This is a genomic window from Lysinibacillus sp. NPDC097868 (assembly GCF_044761135.1).
Lineage (GTDB): Bacteria > Bacillota > Bacilli > Bacillales_A > Planococcaceae > Lysinibacillus.
The window spans coordinates 2,766,315-2,784,845 of the sequence record NZ_JBIWBS010000001.1 but is presented as its reverse complement, the minus strand read 5'-3'; the positions used below and the strand labels follow the sequence as shown (position 1 = coordinate 2,784,845).

Here is an 18,531-nt window from a genome sequence, read left to right as displayed (position 1 = left end):
TTTAGATGCTTTGTGATGGAAAGAGTGTGTGAAAGCGCATTCTTTTCATTTTTTATGTAAAAGTTATGTTTTTCTAGCTCTAGAACCCTTACATAGTTTGTTTTTTCGTGTTAATGTGAATAATATTAGATAACACTGCAGGAGGTTGTTCGACAATGAAAAAAATTGCCGTATTAACAAGTGGTGGAGATGCCCCTGGCATGAACGCAGCCATTCGAGCAGTCGTTCGTAAGGCAGCTTATCACGGAATGGATGTTGTTGGAATTAAGCATGGCTATGAAGGTTTAATAAAAGGATCTTTTGAGCCCCTTGATTTAGGTTCTGTAGGTGGCATCATTCAAAGAGGAGGTACCAATTTATTTTCAGCACGGTGCCCTGAATTTAAGGAAGATGCTGTTCAGCAGCAAGCAATTGCTAATATGCGTGAAGCAGGTATCGAAGGGTTAGTTGTTATCGGTGGTGATGGTTCTTACCGAGGTGCAATGGATCTTGTGAAAAAAGGTTTTCCAGCTGTTGGAGTGCCTGGCACAATTGATAATGATGTTCCTGGAACAGAATACACAATTGGCTTTGATACCGCGCTCAATACAGTCGTAGAATCAATCGATAAAATTCGTGATACCGCGACTTCCCATGAAAATTCTTTTATTGTTGAAGTAATGGGGCGAGATGCAGGTGATATCGCATTATGGGCAGGGCTTGCAGCAGGTGCTGAAACGGTCTTAATTCCTGAAGAAGAATATGATTTAGACGACATCGTATCACGCTTAGAGCGTGGTGAAGCACGAGGGAAAAAGCATAGTATCATTATTGTGGCAGAGGGTGTAATGTCAGGTAGCGAGTTGGCAAAATTACTGAAAGAAAAAACGGGGAAAGAGACGCGAGTTTCTGTTCTTGGTCATATTCAACGCGGTGGTTCTCCAACGGCACGTGATCGTGTCCTCGCAAGTCAATTTGGTGCACATGCGGTAGAATTATTAATGGAAGGTAAATCTGGTCGAGCTGTAGGAATACGCAACCATACAGTTATTGACTATGATATGCCAGAGGCTTTTGAAAAGAATCATGAGTCTGATGTAAGCTTATATACTTTAATGAAAGAACTATCAATATAATTTTGCGTAAAACGGAGTGGGCAGAGAATGAGAAAAACAAAAATCGTATGTACAATTGGTCCGGCAAGTGAGTCACCAGAAATTTTAGAAAAACTAATTGAGGCAGGTATGAATGTAGCCCGCTTGAATTTTTCACACGGTTCACATGAAGAACATGAAGTGCGTATTAATTTAATTCGTGAAGTTGCAAACAAATTAGGGAAACCAGTAGGTATTTTGCTCGACACAAAAGGACCTGAAATTCGTACGCATAACATGCAAAATGGGGAACTACATTTAAAAGCAGGTCAGGTAATCGACATTTCGATGACGGAAGTAGAAGGAACAGAGGCAAGTTTTTCTGTAACGTATGAACGACTGATCGAAGACGTACAACAGAACTCAATTATTTTATTAGATGATGGCTTAATTCAATTACGTGTGTTAGCAACAGATACGGAAAAAGGGCTTATTCACACAATAGTAGAAAATGCGGGTGTCTTAAAAAATAAGAAGGGTGTTAACGTCCCTGGGGTTTCAGTTCAACTACCTGGAATTACTGAAAAAGATGCACAAGATATTTTATTTGGTATTAAACAAGGTGTGGATTTCATTGCAGCTTCATTCGTTCGTCGAGCTAAGGATGTATTAGAAATTCGCGAATTACTTGAGCAAAATGGCGGTAGTCATATTCAAATTATCCCGAAAATCGAGAACCAAGAAGGTGTCGATAATATCGACGAAATCATTTTAGTATCTGACGGATTAATGGTTGCACGTGGTGACCTAGGCGTAGAAATTCCAGCTGAAGAGGTACCATTAGTTCAAAAGAAATTAATCTTAAAATGTAACCAAGTTGGCAAACCAGTTATTACGGCAACTCAAATGTTAGACTCTATGCAACGTAATCCTCGTCCAACACGAGCTGAAGCAAGTGACGTTGCCAACGCCATTATTGATGGAACAGATGCGATTATGCTATCTGGTGAAACAGCAGCAGGGACATACCCAGTTGAATCCGTACAAACAATGAACAAAATTGCACAACGTACAGAAGATTCATTAGATTATAAAGCAATCGTTTCTACACGTAGTCGTGAAAAAGAAGCAAATATGACAGAGGCTATTTCTCAGGCAGTAGCATATACTTCGATAAACTTAGGCGTAAAAGCTGTACTAGCACCAACAGAAAGTGGAAACACAGCTAGAATGATTGCAAAATATCGTCCTGGTGTGCCGATTGTGGCTGTTACAGGCTCTGAAAACACTGCAAATACACTAACACTTGTATGGGGTGTTTATCCTGTAGTTTGTCAGCGCGTTACAACGACAGACGAAATTTTAGAACTAGCAGTTGACGAAAGCTTGAAGCATGGTTTTGTAAATCATGGTGATGCAGTTGTTATTACAGCAGGTGTTCCTGTAGGGGAAGCTGGTACTACAAACTTAATGAAGGTACACATTATTGGCGATTTACTTGCGCGTGGTCAAGGGATTGGCAAAGCGTCAGTAATTGGTAATACAGTTGTAGCAAAAAATGCAGCTGAGGCATTAGCGTATGATACAGAAGGATGTATTTTAGTAACGGTCGGTTCAGATCGTGATATGATGCCAGCTATTGAAAATTGTATCGGGCTAATTACAGAGGAAGGCGGACTGACAAGTCATGCCGCTGTAGTAGGGCTAAGCCTTGGTATTCCTGTAATCGTCGGTGTAAAAGAAGCAACAACATTAATTCGCCACGGTCAAGAAATAACAATGGATGCTGAAACAGGTGTTATTTATAAGGGACATGCAAGCGTACTTTAATGGATAGTAAAAAGGCTCTAGTATGGGGTAACCGTACTAGAGCCTTTTAAATAACAATAAAAAATAGTATTTACGCCTGATTATTTTTTAGTTGAAACTTATTGGGCTATAATAACGTATAGAAGGTATAGCTTTTTCAATAGAAAGGAGAAAAATATGAAAAAATTTTTTCTTAGTTTTGTTGTATATGCATTAGCCGAACTGGCGTTATTAATAGTTATTGGTCAAAATATTGGCGTTTTCAATACATTATTGCTTGTTGTCGCAACGACTATCATTGGCATTTATATAGCGAAAAATAAAGGTATTAATTCAGTGAAAAACGTAAAACATATGGTAGCGCGAGGAGAAGCGCCTGGACCAGTATTAGTGGATGCGATGTTGAATTTTAGTGGCGGTGTGCTTTTAGCATTGCCAGGTTTTATAACAGATGTAATCGGTTTATTAATGCTGCTACCAGTGACACGTAAATTGTTCCAACCACTTGTATTTTATTGGATGCGTAAAAGAATGAAAAAAGGTCAATTTATTATCGTTCAAAAATAGACTTTTCTTTCAGCTTAACAGCTAAAAATAAAAAAATTGGGCTGAGTAAAATACCGTAAAAGCCAAATAATAAGATGGAGGCAGCGCTGATGAAAAACGTATGAAACGTTCGTAATTGCAACGTATTTGACCAAAGCATAGATTCAGCGAGCTGCCTTGTTAGTTGAACAAACAAATACAACAGTAAAATTGCACCACATAAAAAGGTGTTGCCATTGAAATAGAAGTAAATGCTCATTGGTACAAGAAAGACACCGATACCAAAGAAGGGCAGTACATCAGCAAATGCAACAATAAATGCTTTAATAATGGCTTGTTCAAATTGAAATATCATAAAGCCCGCGCAAAGTATAAGTAATGTTATCGTAAATAATTGAAATTCTACAAATACAAAGTAATGAAAAAGTTGCATGACTTTCGAAAAATGAGATTGCCATTGATTTCTATATTTTTTGGGGACATATTGAAAGAACCAGTAACGAGATTTTCTTGTTTCGATTAATGCAAAATAATAAGCTACAAGGAATATAAAAACTTCAATGACGTGCTTCATAAATATTTGAAATAAATTTGCAGTATAAACGACGATAGAATCAAAAATAGACATTGATTTTTCTTGCAAAAACTGAATAAATATGGATTCATACTCAGTGAACAATGGAAAGTTTTGAAGTGTGTCACGTATTTCAGGAAAGATGAGTATAATACTGTTTATTGAGATGACTATGAGGAGAACTATACAAGAAAGTATCAATATTTCCACGATAATAGCGGCAATCCAGTAATTGATTTTAAAGTACTTATGAAGGAAATTTATTATAGGATATGTTGTAAATGATAAAAATATAGCAAGTGATACAGGTAAAACGAACCAAAGAATGACTAAATAAAAAATAAACAATAAAACATTAATAGTTCTTTCGTATGAAAAATATTTAATATTCCTCATTTTAACAATTTCACCCCAATTCAAATGAAAATATATTGTCAAAATATACAAAATACCCTCTTTAGTACGCTTATATAGTCGCTCGTCCGACTTTTTCTTAATTTGAAGGTTTTTCATTCACAAAGCTGTCAAAAATGATTATAATAACAATGTAAGCGATTTACTTAATGGTTCATGTGAGCAAAAACGTAAATGCTATGGTTGAAAAAGCGTTTACAACAAAAATTATTAGTATGAGGGAGCGATAATTTATGTCAGCAACAAAAGGATTAGAAGGTATCGTAGCAGCGGAATCTAAAATCAGTTCAATTATCGATGACACACTTACATATGTTGGTTACAACATTGATGATTTAGCAGATAACGCATCATTTGAAGAGGTAATTTACCTACTTTGGCATACTCGTTTACCTAAAGCGGACGAGCTTGCTGAATTAAAACAACAATTGGCAGACAACATGTCTATTCCACAAGCAATTGTAGACCAATTCAAAACTTACCCACTTTCAACTGTACATCCAATGGCTGCACTTCGTACGGCAGTATCTTTACTTGGTGTATTCGATGAAGAAGCGGATGTTATGGATCCAGAAGCTAACTACCGTAAAGCAATTCGTCTACAAGCTAAAATTGCAACTGTTGTTACTGCATTTGCACGTGTACGTAAAGGTTTAGAGCCAATTCAACCTAAATCAGAACTTAGCTATGCAGCAAACTTCCTATATATGTTAAAAGGTGAAGAGCCAGCACCAATCGAAGTAGAAGCATTCGATAAAGCGTTAGTATTACATGCTGACCATGAATTAAATGCATCAACATTTACTGCACGTGTATGTGTAGCTACATTATCAGATGTTTATTCTGGTGTAACTGCAGCTATCGGCGCATTAAAAGGACCACTTCACGGTGGTGCAAATGAGCAAGTTATGAAGATGTTAACTGAAATTGGTTCTCTTGAAAACGTTGAATCTTACATTCAAAATAAATTAGATAACAAAGAAAAAATCATGGGCTTCGGTCACCGCGTATACCGCAAAGGCGACCCACGTGCACCACACTTACGTGTAATGTCACAAAAATTAACTGAACTAACTGGTAAACCAGAGCTTTATGAAATGTCAGTTAAAATCCATGACATGATTGTTGAACAAAAGAAACTACCTGCAAACGTAGACTTCTTCTCTGCATCAGTGTACGATTCTTTAGGCATCGATCATGACCTATTCACACCAATCTTTGCAGTTTCACGTACTTCTGGTTGGGTAGCACATATTCTTGAGCAATATGCTAACAACCGCCTGATCCGTCCACGTGCAGAGTATGTTGGACCAGGTATGCAAAAATATGTTCCAATCAGCGAGCGCTAATTTGGAAAATATGCTAGAATATTTGGGACTGTGTTACCTATAACACAGTCCTATGATTATGAATTTAGGAGGCAACAACAATGTCAAACAAAATTGTAGTTGAAAACGGCGTACTTAATGTACCAAACAATCCAGTAATCCCATTCATCGAAGGTGATGGAATCGGTCCAGATATTTGGGCAGCAGCATCTCGCGTAATTGACGCAGCTGTAGAAAAAGCTTATAACGGTGAAAAGAAAATCGAATGGTTAGAAGTTCTAGCTGGTGAAAAAGCATTCAACCAAACTGGTGAATGGTTACCACAAGAAACTTTAGATAAAATTAACGAATACCTAATTGCAATTAAAGGTCCTCTTACTACTCCAATCGGTGGTGGTATCCGCTCTCTAAACGTAGCATTACGTCAACAACTTGATTTATATGTTTGCCTACGTCCAGTACGTCACTTTGATGGAGTACCTTCTCCAGTTAAACGCCCAGAAGACGTTGATATGGTTATCTTCCGCGAAAACACAGAAGACATCTATGCTGGTATCGAATTCGAATCAGGCTCTGAACAAGCTAAAAAAATCATCAACTTCTTACAATCAGAATTTGGTGTAAATCAAATCCGTTTCCCAGAAACTTCAGGTATCGGTGTAAAACCAGTATCTAAAGAAGGTACTGAGCGTTTAGTTCGTTCTGCTATCGAATATGCAATTAAACATAACCGTCCATCTGTGACACTAGTTCACAAAGGAAACATCATGAAATTCACTGAAGGTGGATTCAAAAAATGGGGTTATGAATTAGCTGAAACTGAATTTGCTGATCAAACATTCACTTGGAACCAATATGATGCAATCAAAGCTGACCAAGGTGAAGAAGCAGCAAACAAAGCACAAGCTGAAGCTTTAGCAGCTGGTAAAATCTTAGTAAAAGATTCTATTGCTGATATCTTCTTACAACAAATCTTAACTCGTCCAACTGAGTTCGATGTAGTAGCAACAATGAACTTAAATGGTGACTATATTTCTGATGCATTAGCTGCACAAGTTGGTGGTATCGGTATTGCTCCAGGTGCGAACATTAACTACGTAACTGGTCACGCAATCTTCGAAGCTACTCACGGTACAGCACCAAAATATGCTGGTCAAGATAAAGTAAACCCATCTTCAGTGTTACTTTCAGGTGTATTAATGCTTGAACACTTAGGATGGCAAGAAGCGGCTGACATGATCACTAAATCTGTAGAGAATACAATCTCTTCAAAAGTTGTAACTTATGACTTCGCTCGTTTAATGGACGGCGCTACAGAAGTGAAATGTTCAGAATTCGCTAACGAACTAATTAAAAACTTATAATTTTTACGAATCTGTAAAAATTATCACTGTAACAATCCAGCGTGGTTAACTGATATTTGTTTAATGTAAAATTGGTTTGCTACAGTAATATTAGTACCTGGTTTAATGGAGGGAGAGAGAATTTATTCTCCTCCCTTTTTTAGCATACAACCTAAAAAAGGAGCGTATTCAAATGACTTTGAAACGTAAAAAAATCTCAGTAATCGGTGGCGGATTCACCGGCGCTACTGCAGCATTTTTAGCAGCGCAAAAGGAACTTGGCGATGTTGTATTAGTAGATATTCCACAAGCTGAAAACCCAACAAAAGGTAAGGCTTTAGACATGTGGGAAGCTGCTCCAATACAAGGTTTTGATTCTTTTGTTAAAGGTACTTCTAACTATGCAGACACTGCAGATTCTGATGTAGTAATTATTACTGCGGGTGTTGCCCGTAAACCTGGCATGAGCCGTGATGACTTAGTTCAAATTAACCAAGGTGTTATGAAGACTGTTTCAAAAGAAATCGCCACACATTCGCCAAATGCAACCATTATCGTATTAACAAACCCTGTTGATGCGATGACTTACACAGTATTCAAAGAAACAGGTTTCCCTAAGAATCGGGTAATCGGTCAATCTGGTGTACTTGATACTGCTCGTTTCTGTGCTTTTGTTGCAGAAGAGCTAAACATCTCTGTAAAAGACATCACTGGTTTTGTATTAGGTGGTCATGGTGACACAATGGTGCCACTTACTCGTTATTCGTTTGCTGGCGGTATTCCTTTAGAAACTTTAATTGCCCCAGAGCGTTTAGAAGCAATCGTTGACCGGACGCGCAATGGTGGTGCAGAAATCGTGAACTTACTTGGAAATGGTTCTGCCTACTATGCTCCAGCAGCAGCACTTATTGAAATGGCTGAAGCAATTATTAAAGATCAAAAGCGTATCCTACCATCAATCGCATACTTAGAAGGCGAATATGGGTACAACGATATTTATTTAGGAGTACCAACATTACTAGGTGCTAATGGTATCGAAAAAATCTTCGAGCTTGAATTAACTGACAAAGAAAAGGCAGAATTGGATAACTCTGCTGAAGCCGTAAAAACAGTTATGAAAGTTTTAGCTTAATAAAAGCTTATGAAATCGAGTAGGAATCATTCTTACTCGATTTTTTTATTGTGCATAAAGAAACTTTAAAAACAGCCTCTATTATTCTTCATAATATGCATACACATAAAATGGTTATTCTGCTTTTCATTGTACTTTTAGAATAAAATTGATACTATGAAGGTAGTATGATAGAAAAGGGGTTGGCGTATCTTTGCTTCAAAAGAACAGTAAGCTTGGTCTCACTATTGATGAAATTACAGTTGGCGAGAAGATTCATATTACTGAAAAAATAGAAGATAAGGATTTATTGCTTTATTTAGGACTTACAAATGATAATAATCCGCTTTACATTCAACATGATTATGCAGCGATGACGCCTTTTAAAAAGCCGATTGTACCAACTATTATGTTAAATGGCATTATTACGTCAGCTGTGTCGAAGTATATTCCAGGACCTGGTGCGCGTATTATAGAACAACATTTAACCTATTTAGGGCCACTCTATCATTATGAATTGTTCGATACGCTTCTAGAGGTAACAGAAGTAAATAAAGTACAGAATACCATTACCGTTTCTGTGCTCTCCTATAATGAACAAAAGCAGCTTGTAATTGAAGGTACATTGCTGGTGACACCACCACTGGCATTATAGCGAGCGTCTTGAGATTTGAAATGGGGGTTTCAAATCACTAACGGAGGCAATATACATGACAAAAACTATTTTAGTTGTAGAAGATGAATTTTCTATTGCGACCTTATTAAAATATAATTTAGAACAGGCTGGCTATTTAGTTGAAACAGCAGCAGACGGTTTAGAAGGGTTAAATAAAGCAATGGAAATACAGCCTGATTTAATCCTTTTGGACTTGATGCTCCCTAAGCTGGATGGCATGGAAGTTTGTAAACAAATTCGTCAGCAACGTATGAATACACCAATCATTATGCTAACGGCAAAAGATGATGAGTTCGATAAGGTGCTTGGTTTGGAGCTAGGGGCAGATGATTATATGACAAAACCCTTTAGTCCACGGGAAGTTTTAGCACGTGTCAAAGCAGTCTTAAGAAGATTTACACAAAATGTTGTAATAGAGGATAAGGATGAGCCTCAAGAAAAAATGTATGAGTTTGGTCAACTGCGTGTATTTCCTGAGCGTTTTGAAGTATTTTTACAAGAAGAAGCACTTGAATTTACACCGAAGGAATTTGAGCTACTCATTTATTTACTAGAAAATAAAAATCGTGTATTAACTCGTGATCAGTTATTGAGTGCTGTTTGGAAATATGATTTTGCAGGCGATACTCGTATTGTGGATGTGCATATTAGTCACCTCCGCGATAAAATTGAAGAAAATAGTCGTAAGCCGATGTTTATCAAAACAATTCGTGGTCTTGGCTATAAATTTGAGGAGCCGAAAACTTCATGAAATCAATGAGCAACCGCTTATTCTTGACATTCATGCTCTCGCTCGGAACAATTCTTGCTGTCCTAATGATTGTTATAGGTCAGCTTTTTCCTGTTTATGTAGAACAATACAATGATCGATCGAGTTCATATAGTCAAGAAGCAATGGAAAAAGTACTTGATGAACGGCAAATTTCCTTATCTGAGGAAGATAAGAAAGCTTTATTTGCAGCCCAAACAAACGAAATGAAGGACTCACTGCTGTCATATGTACGTGCGAGGCTTTTTGGTGTGTTAGCGATACTATTTACAATTACGCTTATATTAATTGCTGTTGTAAGTCGCTATATGATTCGAAATTTCACCGCACCGATTGATAATGTGACGGAAACGGCACTTGAATTGGCAAAAGGAAATTATCGTGCTCGTGCACACGAAAATGAGCATGAGCGCATGATGCCACTGAGCCATTCTATCAACATTTTAGCTCGTAATTTACAGGATATTACGACGATAAGAGAGGTAGAGGAAGAAAGGCTAAAAACGTTAATTGAAAACATGGGTAGCTCACTTATGATGATTGGTCGTGAAGGCAACATATCAATCGTTAATCGAGTGTTTTTAGAACGTTTTGGCATGCAACTTGAGCATGTGCAAGGAAAAGTCTTCCGCACGATTGGATTACCGAAAACACTTGAGCAATTTATTGACCACGTGTTTTTAACGGAAATGCCATATCGACAGCAAATAAAGATGGAAGTACAACAAGAGCTATACAATAAAGAAGTATATGGTGCACCAGTAATTGGTGATCACGGACGATGGCTAGGCGTTGTCATTGTCATGCATGATATTACGGAGCTTGTTCGACTTGAGCAAATTCGTAAAGATTTTGTAGCCAATGTATCGCATGAACTACGTACACCGATTACATCGATTAAAGGCTTTTCTGAAACTCTACTGGATGGTGCTTATAAAGATGAAAAGATGCTACTATCCTTTTTAGAAATTATGCATAAGGAGAGCAATCGTCTTCAAATGCTTATCCAAGATTTATTAGAGCTTTCTAAAATAGAACAACATGGATTCACTGTAAATATTATGCCAATGGGCTTGCAGGATGTACTTATACGTGGAGCAGAATTAACAGGTCCTCGGCTCGATGAAAAAAATATGAGTTTTCAAGTGGATATTGCCCGTGATGTAGAAGTAATGGGGGATGCCAATCGGGTTATTCAAATTGTTACGAATCTCATTACAAACGCGATTACGTATTCACCTGAAAATACAACAGTAACGATTCGCTTGAAGGAAAATGACACATATGGAATTATTGAAATTGAAGATGAAGGTATCGGCATAGAAAAGAATGAAATTGCACGCGTCTTTGAACGTTTTTATCGTGTCGATCGTGCGCGTAGCAGAAATTCCGGTGGAACTGGGTTAGGGCTAGCCATTGTGAAGCATCTAGTGGAGGCACATCATGGACGGATTCAGGTAGAAAGTAAAGTTGGCGTTGGCACAAAGATGATTGTAATGATTCCGAAAAAATTAACAAATTCTTTACAATAATAATATATAAGATTCAAAATAGAGGGCTATACTATTTTATAGAAACCCCCTATTTTATACAATAAGATGAAAATAATTTTGAAATCTAACTATGCTTGAATGAAGATTTTTATGGTTACTACTTTAGCTTCACCACAGAAAGAATCTGTTTCCTATTTTTAGGGGATGGATTCTTTTCTGTTTTACACATCAGTGATTTAGGTGTAAAGTATAGTAGCATAAAAAATTGAGAGAAGGTTGACCATGAAAATCGTCAAAAGTTTCGTGCAAATTGGCTATCTTTATATAGTGTTATTTATAGGAAATAGCATTGCGCGTTTACTTCACTTGCCGATTCCAGGTAGTATAATTGGGCTTGTTTTATTATTTTTACTATTACAGTTTCATCTTATTAAACTAGAATGGATCGAGTTAGGCGCAGGATTATTACTTAGTGAATTGTTATTGTTTTTCATTCCTTCAGCGATAGGTGTCATTGATTATGATGCGTTAATCGGTATACAAGGTATGAAAGTTGTAGTTGTTATTGTAGTAAGTGCATTCGTCGTGATGTTAGTGACGGGTTTTACTGCACAGTGGTTAGAGAGAAAGAAGGGTGACGCTATATGAGTATAGTTATTGCTGTCATCAGTTTACTAGGAACCATTGCTATTTTTTATGCTTGCAAAGCATTCTATCAAAAGTTTCCTAAAGAATGGCTTACTCCCATATTGATTAGCCCATTAATTATTATTGTATTATTACTATTAACCGGTACATCTTATGAGTCATATAATGCAGGCGCAAACATTTTGTCTAATTTATTGGGGCCTGCAACAGTTGCATTCGCTGTACCGATTTATAAAAATTTTAATCTATTAAAAAAACATGCTTTTGAAATTATTTTTAGCATTGCTGTCGGGTCAGCTGTTGCAATTGCCTCTTCTTTTATCATAGCACGCGTTGTTGGTCTAAATGATGAACTTGTTCATAGCTTAGTGCCTCGTTCGGTCACTACTCCTATTGCGATGGATATTTCCAATATGATAGGAGGATCACCTACACTTACTGCTGTTTTTGTTATGACAACAGGTATTTTGGGTAGTTTGATTGCACCAATGGTTATTCGAATATGCCGTTTCCAAAAGCCATCTGCAAGGGGCTTAATGCTTGGGATGGGTGCGCATGGTACTGGTACATCAAAAGCATTTGAATTGGGAGAACTAGAAGGTACCTTTGCTAGTTTAGCGATGATTGTAGCCGCCTTAATTAGTATTGTTTTATCAACTACATTTTTCCCAGTATTAGAACACCTAGTTATGAATATCCTGTTACCTTAATGGTGACAGGATTTTTTAATTTTTATTTATAAGTGCCAGTCACTCAAACAATTTACAAACAATTTCTAAGCTAGTCAAACTCCTGATTACGATGTACTGATTGAGAACGCGTCCACACGAACGCAAAAAATGATGCTTGTGCCAGTCACTCAAACAATTTTGTATTCAACAGCACTGCTAGTAAATTCTATATGTATTTCCAAGTAAAAATCCACGTAGACTCCTGCGGCTTATACTGTGCCCGCGGAAAGCGAAGCGGATTTTTACGATTTAGGAGCCGATATTTTCATTTATATGTATTTAATATAAAAACGTTTAAGCAATTCACTTTATGAAATTATTTTGAATCTTTTTAAAAGCTATACCGTATACAATAGTACTAAGCAAAAGGGAGGAACAGACATGGGTGTGAAAAAGACACTAATGATGGTAGGACTTGGGATATTCGGCATTGTAGCACTTATCGCTGTATTTACTTCGTGGTACACAGTCGATGAATCGGAGCAAGCTGTTGTCATAACATTTGGTCGTGCTGATGAAATGGTCACAAATCCAGGCTTACATTTTAAATTACCTTGGCCGGTACAATCAGTTGAGATTTTATCGAGAGAAACATTCAGTTTACAGTTTGGTTATAAGCAAAATAAAGAAGGCGAATTAGAAGCCTTTGATGCAGAAACGAAAATGATTACAGGTGATGAATATATTGTTCTAACAGATCTTGTTGTTCAATGGAAAATTACAGATCCTCGAAAGTACTTATTTAATGCACAAAATCCAGAAGAAATTTTACATAGCGCTACATCAAGCGCGATTCGCTCCATAATTGGTAGCTCGACTATTGATGCTGCGCTAACAGATGGAAAAGCAGATATTGAAGCTAAAACAAGAGAATTACTTGTTTCACTAGTAGAAAAATATGATATTGGTATTGGTGTATTAGGTGTCAAATTGCAGGATGTAGAATTACCGAATGCAGAGGTACGTGCGGCATTTACAGCCGTAACAGACGCACGTGAGACAAAAAATACAAAAACAAATGAGGCTCAAAAATACAAAAACCAACGAATTAGTGAAGCGAATGGTGAAAAAGATGCGATTATTTCAAAAGCAAATGGTGCAAAAACAGCACGTATTGAACAAGCACATGGGGATGTAGCAGTTTTCAATAAAATGTATGAGCAATACAAAGGGAATCAACAAATTACACGTGAACGTTTAATTTTAGAAACTCTTGAAAATGTGTTACCTAAGGCACAAATTTATATTATGAATGATGATGGTAGTACGATGAAGTATTTGCCACTACAGGCGTTACAACCAACCATACAACAACAAGCACCAACAGAGCAACAATCATCGCCAGAGAAAAAAGAAGGGAGCGGTAATTAATGGACCAGAAAAATAAAGATCTTGAAAAATTTCTAAGTTTTTTATCGGGGAAATCAAAAAATACTGCTTCTAGTGATGGAGACAAGGTAATTAAGATGTCAAAAAAGGGCCCGTTAAATCCTAAAAAGTACCTTTCTCTTGTTGTAACTTTAACGATTGTTTTTGCTGTTGCGGTAATTCTCTTTGCTAATGTGTATATTGTAAAAGAATCTGAATACGCAGTAGTTCGGCAGTTCGGTGAAGTTGTAAAGTTTGAACGTGATCCAGGCTTGAAAATGAAGGTGCCTTTTATTCAAAGCGTGACAACACTTCCGAAAAATCAATTAACTTATAATATTTCAGAGGAAGAAATTAATACAAAGGATAAAAAGCGTATCATAATTGATAACTATGCAGTTTGGCGCATTACAGATCCGAAAGCGCTAATCTCCAATGCTGGAACGCTTACGAAGGCGGAATCTAGGATGGAGGAGTTTATTTATTCGGTAATTCGAACAGAGCTTGGTCAACTAAGATACGATGAAATCATTAATGATGAAAACTCCTCACGAGGTAGCTTAAATGACCGTGTTACAGAGCGTGTGAATGAACTATTACTAAACGATAAGTACGGTATTGAAGTAGTAGATGTGCGCATTCGTCGAACGGACTTACCAGCAGAAAACGAGCAGTCTGTTTTTACGCGCATGGTTTCTGAACGTCAATCTACTGCACAGCTGTATTTATCTGAAGGTGATGCGGATAAACGCCGAATTGAAGCACAAACAGATAGAGAAGTGCAAGAGATGCTAGCTACAGCAAATAAAGAAGCGGCATTGATTCAAGCGGAAGGAGAAGCGGAGGCAGCGAAAATTTACAATAGCTCATTTTCGAAAGATCCTGAATTTTATTCACTATACCGCACATTAGAATCATATAAGAAAACAGTTGGTGAGGATACGGTCATCATACTGCCTTCAACTTCACCATATGCAAAACTATTATCAGGCTATATAGAATAATATTGTAATCCTTGCAGGGGTTTAATAAAGAATATACCTTAATATAACTTGAAATTTTAAGAAGAGGGACCAGTTATTAATTCTTTTGTAATAGATAAAATTTGAAGTGAGCAGAGCAATAGTTGATGGTAGTGAAGGTGGTCTCTCCTGCGGTTGCAGCTTACGGTGTGCCCGCGGAAAGCACCGCCGTAGCGGACATCGACTGTATAGCAAATAAAAGTGTTAGATTGATGGCAGTCAATCTAACACTTTTTCTCTTTTGTTCCGATTAAAGTGCCTGGCACCAAAACAGAGAAAATAATGCAAACAAATAATTGGTGGTGTCATAGATTGCTATTTTCTGATAAAATGATGATGTTTAGAAATGATTAATGGGGGGTAATAGCTGTGAAAATATATTTTAGCACGTGGCTCCAAAATTTAGGGATTGCTTGTAGTATTGCATCACTTTTTACACTTTTCTTCCGTATAACTGATTTTGCATGGGTGACGAAAAGTGTTTATTATATTCCGGTATTTTTTGTAATTTTGTTTTTATTAGGTTTAGTCATTGCAGAGGATGTACGAAAAGTTTTCAAAAAAATGTTCTGGTATGAGAAACGTAAAGAAAAACGTCCAATATGGCAAGTTGGAATTGGTTTTATTTTCTTCCTATCACAAATCGGTGTGATTATGGTATTTAGTACAGGGCTAACACATTTAACGCTAGGTGGAATGCCTTTATTTTTCGTTATTGCTTTTATGAATGCTTTCATTATGACAGTTATTTATGAGGAAATATTCCACTGTAAAGAAAGAGTTAATAACGTAAGTCAATAATAGTAGGTGAGTCGATTGCAATTTGCAATTGACTTTTTTTATGGATTTAGCAGAAAAAACACATGAATTTTTTAACTGATATGCGTCCTATGATTGGTAAAAAGTTTACTTTCCCGATAAAGTAGAGGAAAGAGCATTTTCAAACATACGTTTTCGTTTTACAATTAAAAGAACGACGACTTCAGGAGGATAATAAAATGACTAAGGAAAAATTACTATTACTAGACGGTAATAGTTTAGCTTACCGTGCATTTTTTGCGTTGCCATTACTAACGAATGATAGCGGTATTCATACGAATGCTGTGTACGGCTTTACAACAATGTTGCAAAGAATTTTAGAGGAAGAGCAACCTACGAAGATGCTCGTTGCTTTTGATGCAGGTAAAACAACGTTCCGTCACGATACATTTACAGAATATAAAGGCGGCCGTCAAAAAACGCCACCAGAACTATCAGAGCAGTTTCCTTATATTCGTAAACTTATCGATGCTTATGGGATTAAGCGTTATGAACTTGAAATGTACGAAGCCGACGATATTATAGGAACATTAGCGAAAGAAGCAGCAGAACAGGATATGGAAGTAATTATCGTGTCAGGAGATCGTGACCTAACCCAGCTGGCAACAGAGAAGGTAACAGTGTACATTACGAAAAAAGGTATTACTGAAATTGAAAAAAATACGCCTGCATTTATTGAAGAAAAGTATGGCTTAACACCTCTTCAAATTATAGATATGAAGGGTCTCATGGGGGATGCTTCGGATAATATTCCTGGGGTACCTGGTGTTGGAGAAAAAACAGCAGTTAAATTGCTAAAAGAGCATGGTTCAGTTGAGGCACTATATGAAGCAATGGATACGTTAAAAGCTTCAAAGATGAAAGAAAAGCTAGTTGCAAATGAAGAACAGGCTCTTATGAGTAAACAGCTTGCTACAATTTTCACAGAGGCACCAATTGAAGTAACTTTTAATGATCTTGCTTACAGTGGACCAAATGAAGAAGAGCTAATTAGTGTGTGGCAAGAGCTTGGCTTCAAATCACTACTTGAAAAAAGTGATTTTTCTGTGGAAGAAGAACAACGTGCTCCATTTGACTATGACATTATGCAAGAGGTAAAGCCAGAGCAATTAAAGGATGTCATGGCGATACATTTAGAGTTAGAGGACGAGCATTATCATACATGTCAGCAGTTAGGTATCGCATTAACGGATGGTACTAATACGTTTTATGTGCCATTCGATGTGGTCTCTACATCAGATGAACTTCGTCGTTGGCTAGAGGATGCAACTAAAACTAAATATATTTCAGATACGAAGGCAGCACAGGCAGCTTTGAAACGAGTAGGCATTCGTTTAGCAGGTGTCGAGTTTGACCTATTGCTAGCTTCTTATATCAATAATCCGGCACTCAGCGGTGATGATGTGGCTACACTAGCAAAAGACCTTGGATATCGTGAAGTGCAAGCTAATGAGGCGGTATATGGAAAAGGAGCAAAACGTGCTATTCCTGCTATCGAAATTTTAGCTGAACATGCCAGTCGAAAAGTGTTTGCTGTGTGGGAATTACAACCTAAGCTAGAGGCATTGCTAAAGGAAAATGAACAGTTTGACTTGTATAAAAACCTAGAATTACCATTGGCTTCGATTTTAAGCGAGATGGAAAGCGAAGGCATCACAGTGGACCGTTCAACACTTGAAACGATGGGGCAAGAGTTGAGTAATAAGCTAGTCGTTATTGAGCAAGAAATTTATGCTGAAGCAGGAGAAGCGTTTAATATTAATTCACCAAAGCAGTTAGGCGTTATACTTTTTGATAAGCTTGGTTTGCCAGTCATTAAAAAAACGAAAACAGGTTATTCCACAGCGGCTGATGTGTTGGAAAAATTAAAGCCAGAACATGCTATTATCGAGCATATTTTATTGTACCGTCAGCTTGGTAAGTTACAATCTACTTACATTGAAGGCTTGCTAAAAGAAATTCATGAAGCGGACAGTAAAGTGCATACACGCTTCCAGCAGGCACTAACGTCAACAGGCCGTCTAAGTTCAACAGATCCTAATCTACAAAATATTCCTATACGCTTAGAGGAAGGTCGTAAAATACGTCAGGCATTTGTGCCATCACAAGAAGATTGGATTCTTTTCTCTGCCGACTATTCACAAATCGAATTGCGTGTCTTAGCACATATGTCTGAGGATAAAAACTTAGTGGAAGCTTTCCGCGAAGGCATGGATGTTCATACACGTACAGCGATGGATGTTTTCCATGTTACTGCAGAAGAAGTTGATAGCAATATGCGTAGGGCTGCTAAAGCAGTTAACTTTGGGATTGTTTATGGAATTAGTGACTATGGGTTATCACAAAATTTAGATATCACACGTAAGGAAGCAGCTATTTTTATTGAGAAATATTTTGCCAGCTTCCCAGGTGTTAAAAAATATATGGATGAAATTGTACAAGATGCGAAGTTTAATGGTTATGTCACAACGCTATTAAATCGCCGTCGTTATTTACCGGATATTACAAGTTCGAATTTCAATTTACGTAGTTTTGCGGAGCGTACAGCGATGAATACACCAATTCAAGGAAGTGCTGCAGACATTATTAAAAAAGCAATGATAGATATGGATGCACGCTTGAAAAAGGAAAACATGCAAGCAAAGCTTCTTCTACAGGTACACGATGAATTAATTTTTGAAGCACCTAGGGAAGAAATTGCATTACTAGAAAAAATCGTACCAGAAGTAATGGAAAATGCCATTGAACTAAATGTTCCATTGAAAGTGGATTTTGACTTTGGGGCAACATGGTACGATGCAAAGTAA

General features: G+C 37.2%; 16 protein-coding genes. 15 read left to right on the top strand and 1 reads right to left on the bottom strand.

What is annotated here, in order from left to right; genetic code table 11:
* Nucleotides 1–155 precede the first annotated feature (155 nt).
* The 3 genes from pfkA to ACIQXJ_RS14020 all read left to right on the top strand — a co-directional run bounded on the left by pfkA (nucleotide 156) and on the right by ACIQXJ_RS14020 (nucleotide 3,449).
* Nucleotides 156–1,115 (top strand): 6-phosphofructokinase, encoded by a 960-nt coding sequence (gene pfkA, locus ACIQXJ_RS14030; protein ID WP_401009042.1) that lies wholly within the window; start codon nucleotides 156–158, stop codon nucleotides 1,113–1,115.
* A gap of 27 nt (nucleotides 1,116–1,142) precedes the next feature.
* The gene (gene pyk / locus ACIQXJ_RS14025) at nucleotides 1,143–2,903 is read left to right on the top strand and encodes a pyruvate kinase (RefSeq protein WP_401009041.1); all 1,761 of its coding nucleotides are present in this window, start codon (nucleotides 1,143–1,145) and stop codon (nucleotides 2,901–2,903) included.
* 156 nt (nucleotides 2,904–3,059) lie between these two features.
* Entirely contained in the window at nucleotides 3,060–3,449 is a 390-nt protein-coding gene (locus ACIQXJ_RS14020; protein WP_403054571.1) for an FxsA family protein, read from the top strand.
* Here the strand turns inward: ACIQXJ_RS14020 and ACIQXJ_RS14015 are convergent.
* The gene (locus ACIQXJ_RS14015) at nucleotides 3,433–4,398 is read right to left on the bottom strand and encodes an AI-2E family transporter (protein WP_403054569.1); all 966 of its coding nucleotides are present in this window, start codon (nucleotides 4,396–4,398) and stop codon (nucleotides 3,433–3,435) included. The two genes, ACIQXJ_RS14020 and ACIQXJ_RS14015, sit on opposite strands and share 17 nt — an antisense overlap.
* 251 nt (nucleotides 4,399–4,649) lie before the next feature.
* Here ACIQXJ_RS14015 and citZ point away from each other — a divergent pair, with 251 nt between their 5' ends.
* From citZ to polA, 12 genes are all read left to right on the top strand, one after another.
* Nucleotides 4,650–5,765, top strand: a complete 1,116-nt coding sequence (citZ, locus tag ACIQXJ_RS14010; protein WP_401009038.1) for a citrate synthase — start codon at nucleotides 4,650–4,652, stop codon at nucleotides 5,763–5,765.
* 80 nt (nucleotides 5,766–5,845) lie between these two features.
* Nucleotides 5,846–7,108, top strand: coding sequence for an NADP-dependent isocitrate dehydrogenase (gene icd / locus ACIQXJ_RS14005; RefSeq protein ID WP_401009037.1), 1,263 nt, complete (start codon nucleotides 5,846–5,848; stop codon nucleotides 7,106–7,108).
* 172 nt (nucleotides 7,109–7,280) lie between these two features.
* On the top strand, nucleotides 7,281–8,219 hold the full coding sequence (mdh, locus tag ACIQXJ_RS14000; RefSeq protein ID WP_403054566.1) for a malate dehydrogenase: 939 nt from the start codon (nucleotides 7,281–7,283) through the stop codon (nucleotides 8,217–8,219).
* 193 nt (nucleotides 8,220–8,412) lie between these two features.
* Nucleotides 8,413–8,853, top strand: a complete 441-nt coding sequence (locus ACIQXJ_RS13995) for a MaoC/PaaZ C-terminal domain-containing protein (RefSeq protein WP_401009035.1) — start codon at nucleotides 8,413–8,415, stop codon at nucleotides 8,851–8,853.
* Nucleotides 8,854–8,908: 55 nt separating this feature from the next.
* Nucleotides 8,909–9,625 (top strand): response regulator transcription factor, encoded by a 717-nt coding sequence (locus tag ACIQXJ_RS13990; protein WP_340823083.1) that lies wholly within the window; start codon nucleotides 8,909–8,911, stop codon nucleotides 9,623–9,625.
* Nucleotides 9,622–11,175 carry a two-component system histidine kinase PnpS gene (gene pnpS, locus ACIQXJ_RS13985; RefSeq protein ID WP_403054564.1) on the top strand — a complete coding sequence of 518 codons (1,554 nt, stop codon included), beginning with the start codon at nucleotides 9,622–9,624 and terminating at the stop codon, nucleotides 11,173–11,175. Before ACIQXJ_RS13990 ends, pnpS begins: the two co-directional genes overlap by 4 nt.
* Nucleotides 11,176–11,418: 243 nt before the next feature.
* Nucleotides 11,419–11,784 carry a CidA/LrgA family holin-like protein gene (locus ACIQXJ_RS13980; RefSeq protein ID WP_401009033.1) on the top strand — a complete coding sequence of 122 codons (366 nt, stop codon included), beginning with the start codon at nucleotides 11,419–11,421 and terminating at the stop codon, nucleotides 11,782–11,784.
* A complete protein-coding gene (locus ACIQXJ_RS13975; RefSeq protein ID WP_403054561.1) occupies nucleotides 11,781–12,494 on the top strand; it encodes an LrgB family protein in 714 nt (237 codons plus the stop codon). The genes ACIQXJ_RS13980 and ACIQXJ_RS13975 overlap by 4 nt, the downstream gene beginning before the upstream one ends.
* A gap of 402 nt (nucleotides 12,495–12,896) precedes the next feature.
* The gene (gene hflK / locus ACIQXJ_RS13970; RefSeq protein ID WP_403054559.1) at nucleotides 12,897–13,886 is read left to right on the top strand and encodes an FtsH protease activity modulator HflK; all 990 of its coding nucleotides are present in this window, start codon (nucleotides 12,897–12,899) and stop codon (nucleotides 13,884–13,886) included.
* Nucleotides 13,886–14,887 carry a protease modulator HflC gene (hflC, locus tag ACIQXJ_RS13965; RefSeq protein ID WP_403054557.1) on the top strand — a complete coding sequence of 334 codons (1,002 nt, stop codon included), beginning with the start codon at nucleotides 13,886–13,888 and terminating at the stop codon, nucleotides 14,885–14,887. Before hflK ends, hflC begins: the two co-directional genes overlap by 1 nt.
* A gap of 387 nt (nucleotides 14,888–15,274) precedes the next feature.
* A complete protein-coding gene (locus ACIQXJ_RS13960) occupies nucleotides 15,275–15,706 on the top strand; it encodes a DNA polymerase I (protein WP_403054555.1) in 432 nt (143 codons plus the stop codon).
* Between the two features lie 197 nt (nucleotides 15,707–15,903).
* On the top strand, nucleotides 15,904–18,531 hold the full coding sequence (gene polA / locus ACIQXJ_RS13955; protein ID WP_403054553.1) for a DNA polymerase I: 2,628 nt from the start codon (nucleotides 15,904–15,906) through the stop codon (nucleotides 18,529–18,531).

Coding starts and splice junctions, on each gene's coding strand:
- pfkA (WP_401009042.1), top strand. CDS start 156: ATGAAAAAAATTGCCGTATTAACAAGTGGTGGAGATGCCCCTGGCATG.
- pyk (WP_401009041.1), top strand. CDS start 1,143: ATGAGAAAAACAAAAATCGTATGTACAATTGGTCCGGCAAGTGAGTCA.
- ACIQXJ_RS14020 (WP_403054571.1), top strand. CDS start 3,060: ATGAAAAAATTTTTTCTTAGTTTTGTTGTATATGCATTAGCCGAACTG.
- ACIQXJ_RS14015 (WP_403054569.1), bottom strand. CDS start 4,398: ATGAGGAATATTAAATATTTTTCATACGAAAGAACTATTAATGTTTTA.
- citZ (WP_401009038.1), top strand. CDS start 4,650: ATGTCAGCAACAAAAGGATTAGAAGGTATCGTAGCAGCGGAATCTAAA.
- icd (WP_401009037.1), top strand. CDS start 5,846: ATGTCAAACAAAATTGTAGTTGAAAACGGCGTACTTAATGTACCAAAC.
- mdh (WP_403054566.1), top strand. CDS start 7,281: ATGACTTTGAAACGTAAAAAAATCTCAGTAATCGGTGGCGGATTCACC.
- ACIQXJ_RS13990 (WP_340823083.1), top strand. CDS start 8,909: ATGACAAAAACTATTTTAGTTGTAGAAGATGAATTTTCTATTGCGACC.
- pnpS (WP_403054564.1), top strand. CDS start 9,622: ATGAAATCAATGAGCAACCGCTTATTCTTGACATTCATGCTCTCGCTC.
- ACIQXJ_RS13980 (WP_401009033.1), top strand. CDS start 11,419: ATGAAAATCGTCAAAAGTTTCGTGCAAATTGGCTATCTTTATATAGTG.
- ACIQXJ_RS13975 (WP_403054561.1), top strand. CDS start 11,781: ATGAGTATAGTTATTGCTGTCATCAGTTTACTAGGAACCATTGCTATT.
- hflK (WP_403054559.1), top strand. CDS start 12,897: ATGGGTGTGAAAAAGACACTAATGATGGTAGGACTTGGGATATTCGGC.
- hflC (WP_403054557.1), top strand. CDS start 13,886: ATGGACCAGAAAAATAAAGATCTTGAAAAATTTCTAAGTTTTTTATCG.
- polA (WP_403054553.1), top strand. CDS start 15,904: ATGACTAAGGAAAAATTACTATTACTAGACGGTAATAGTTTAGCTTAC.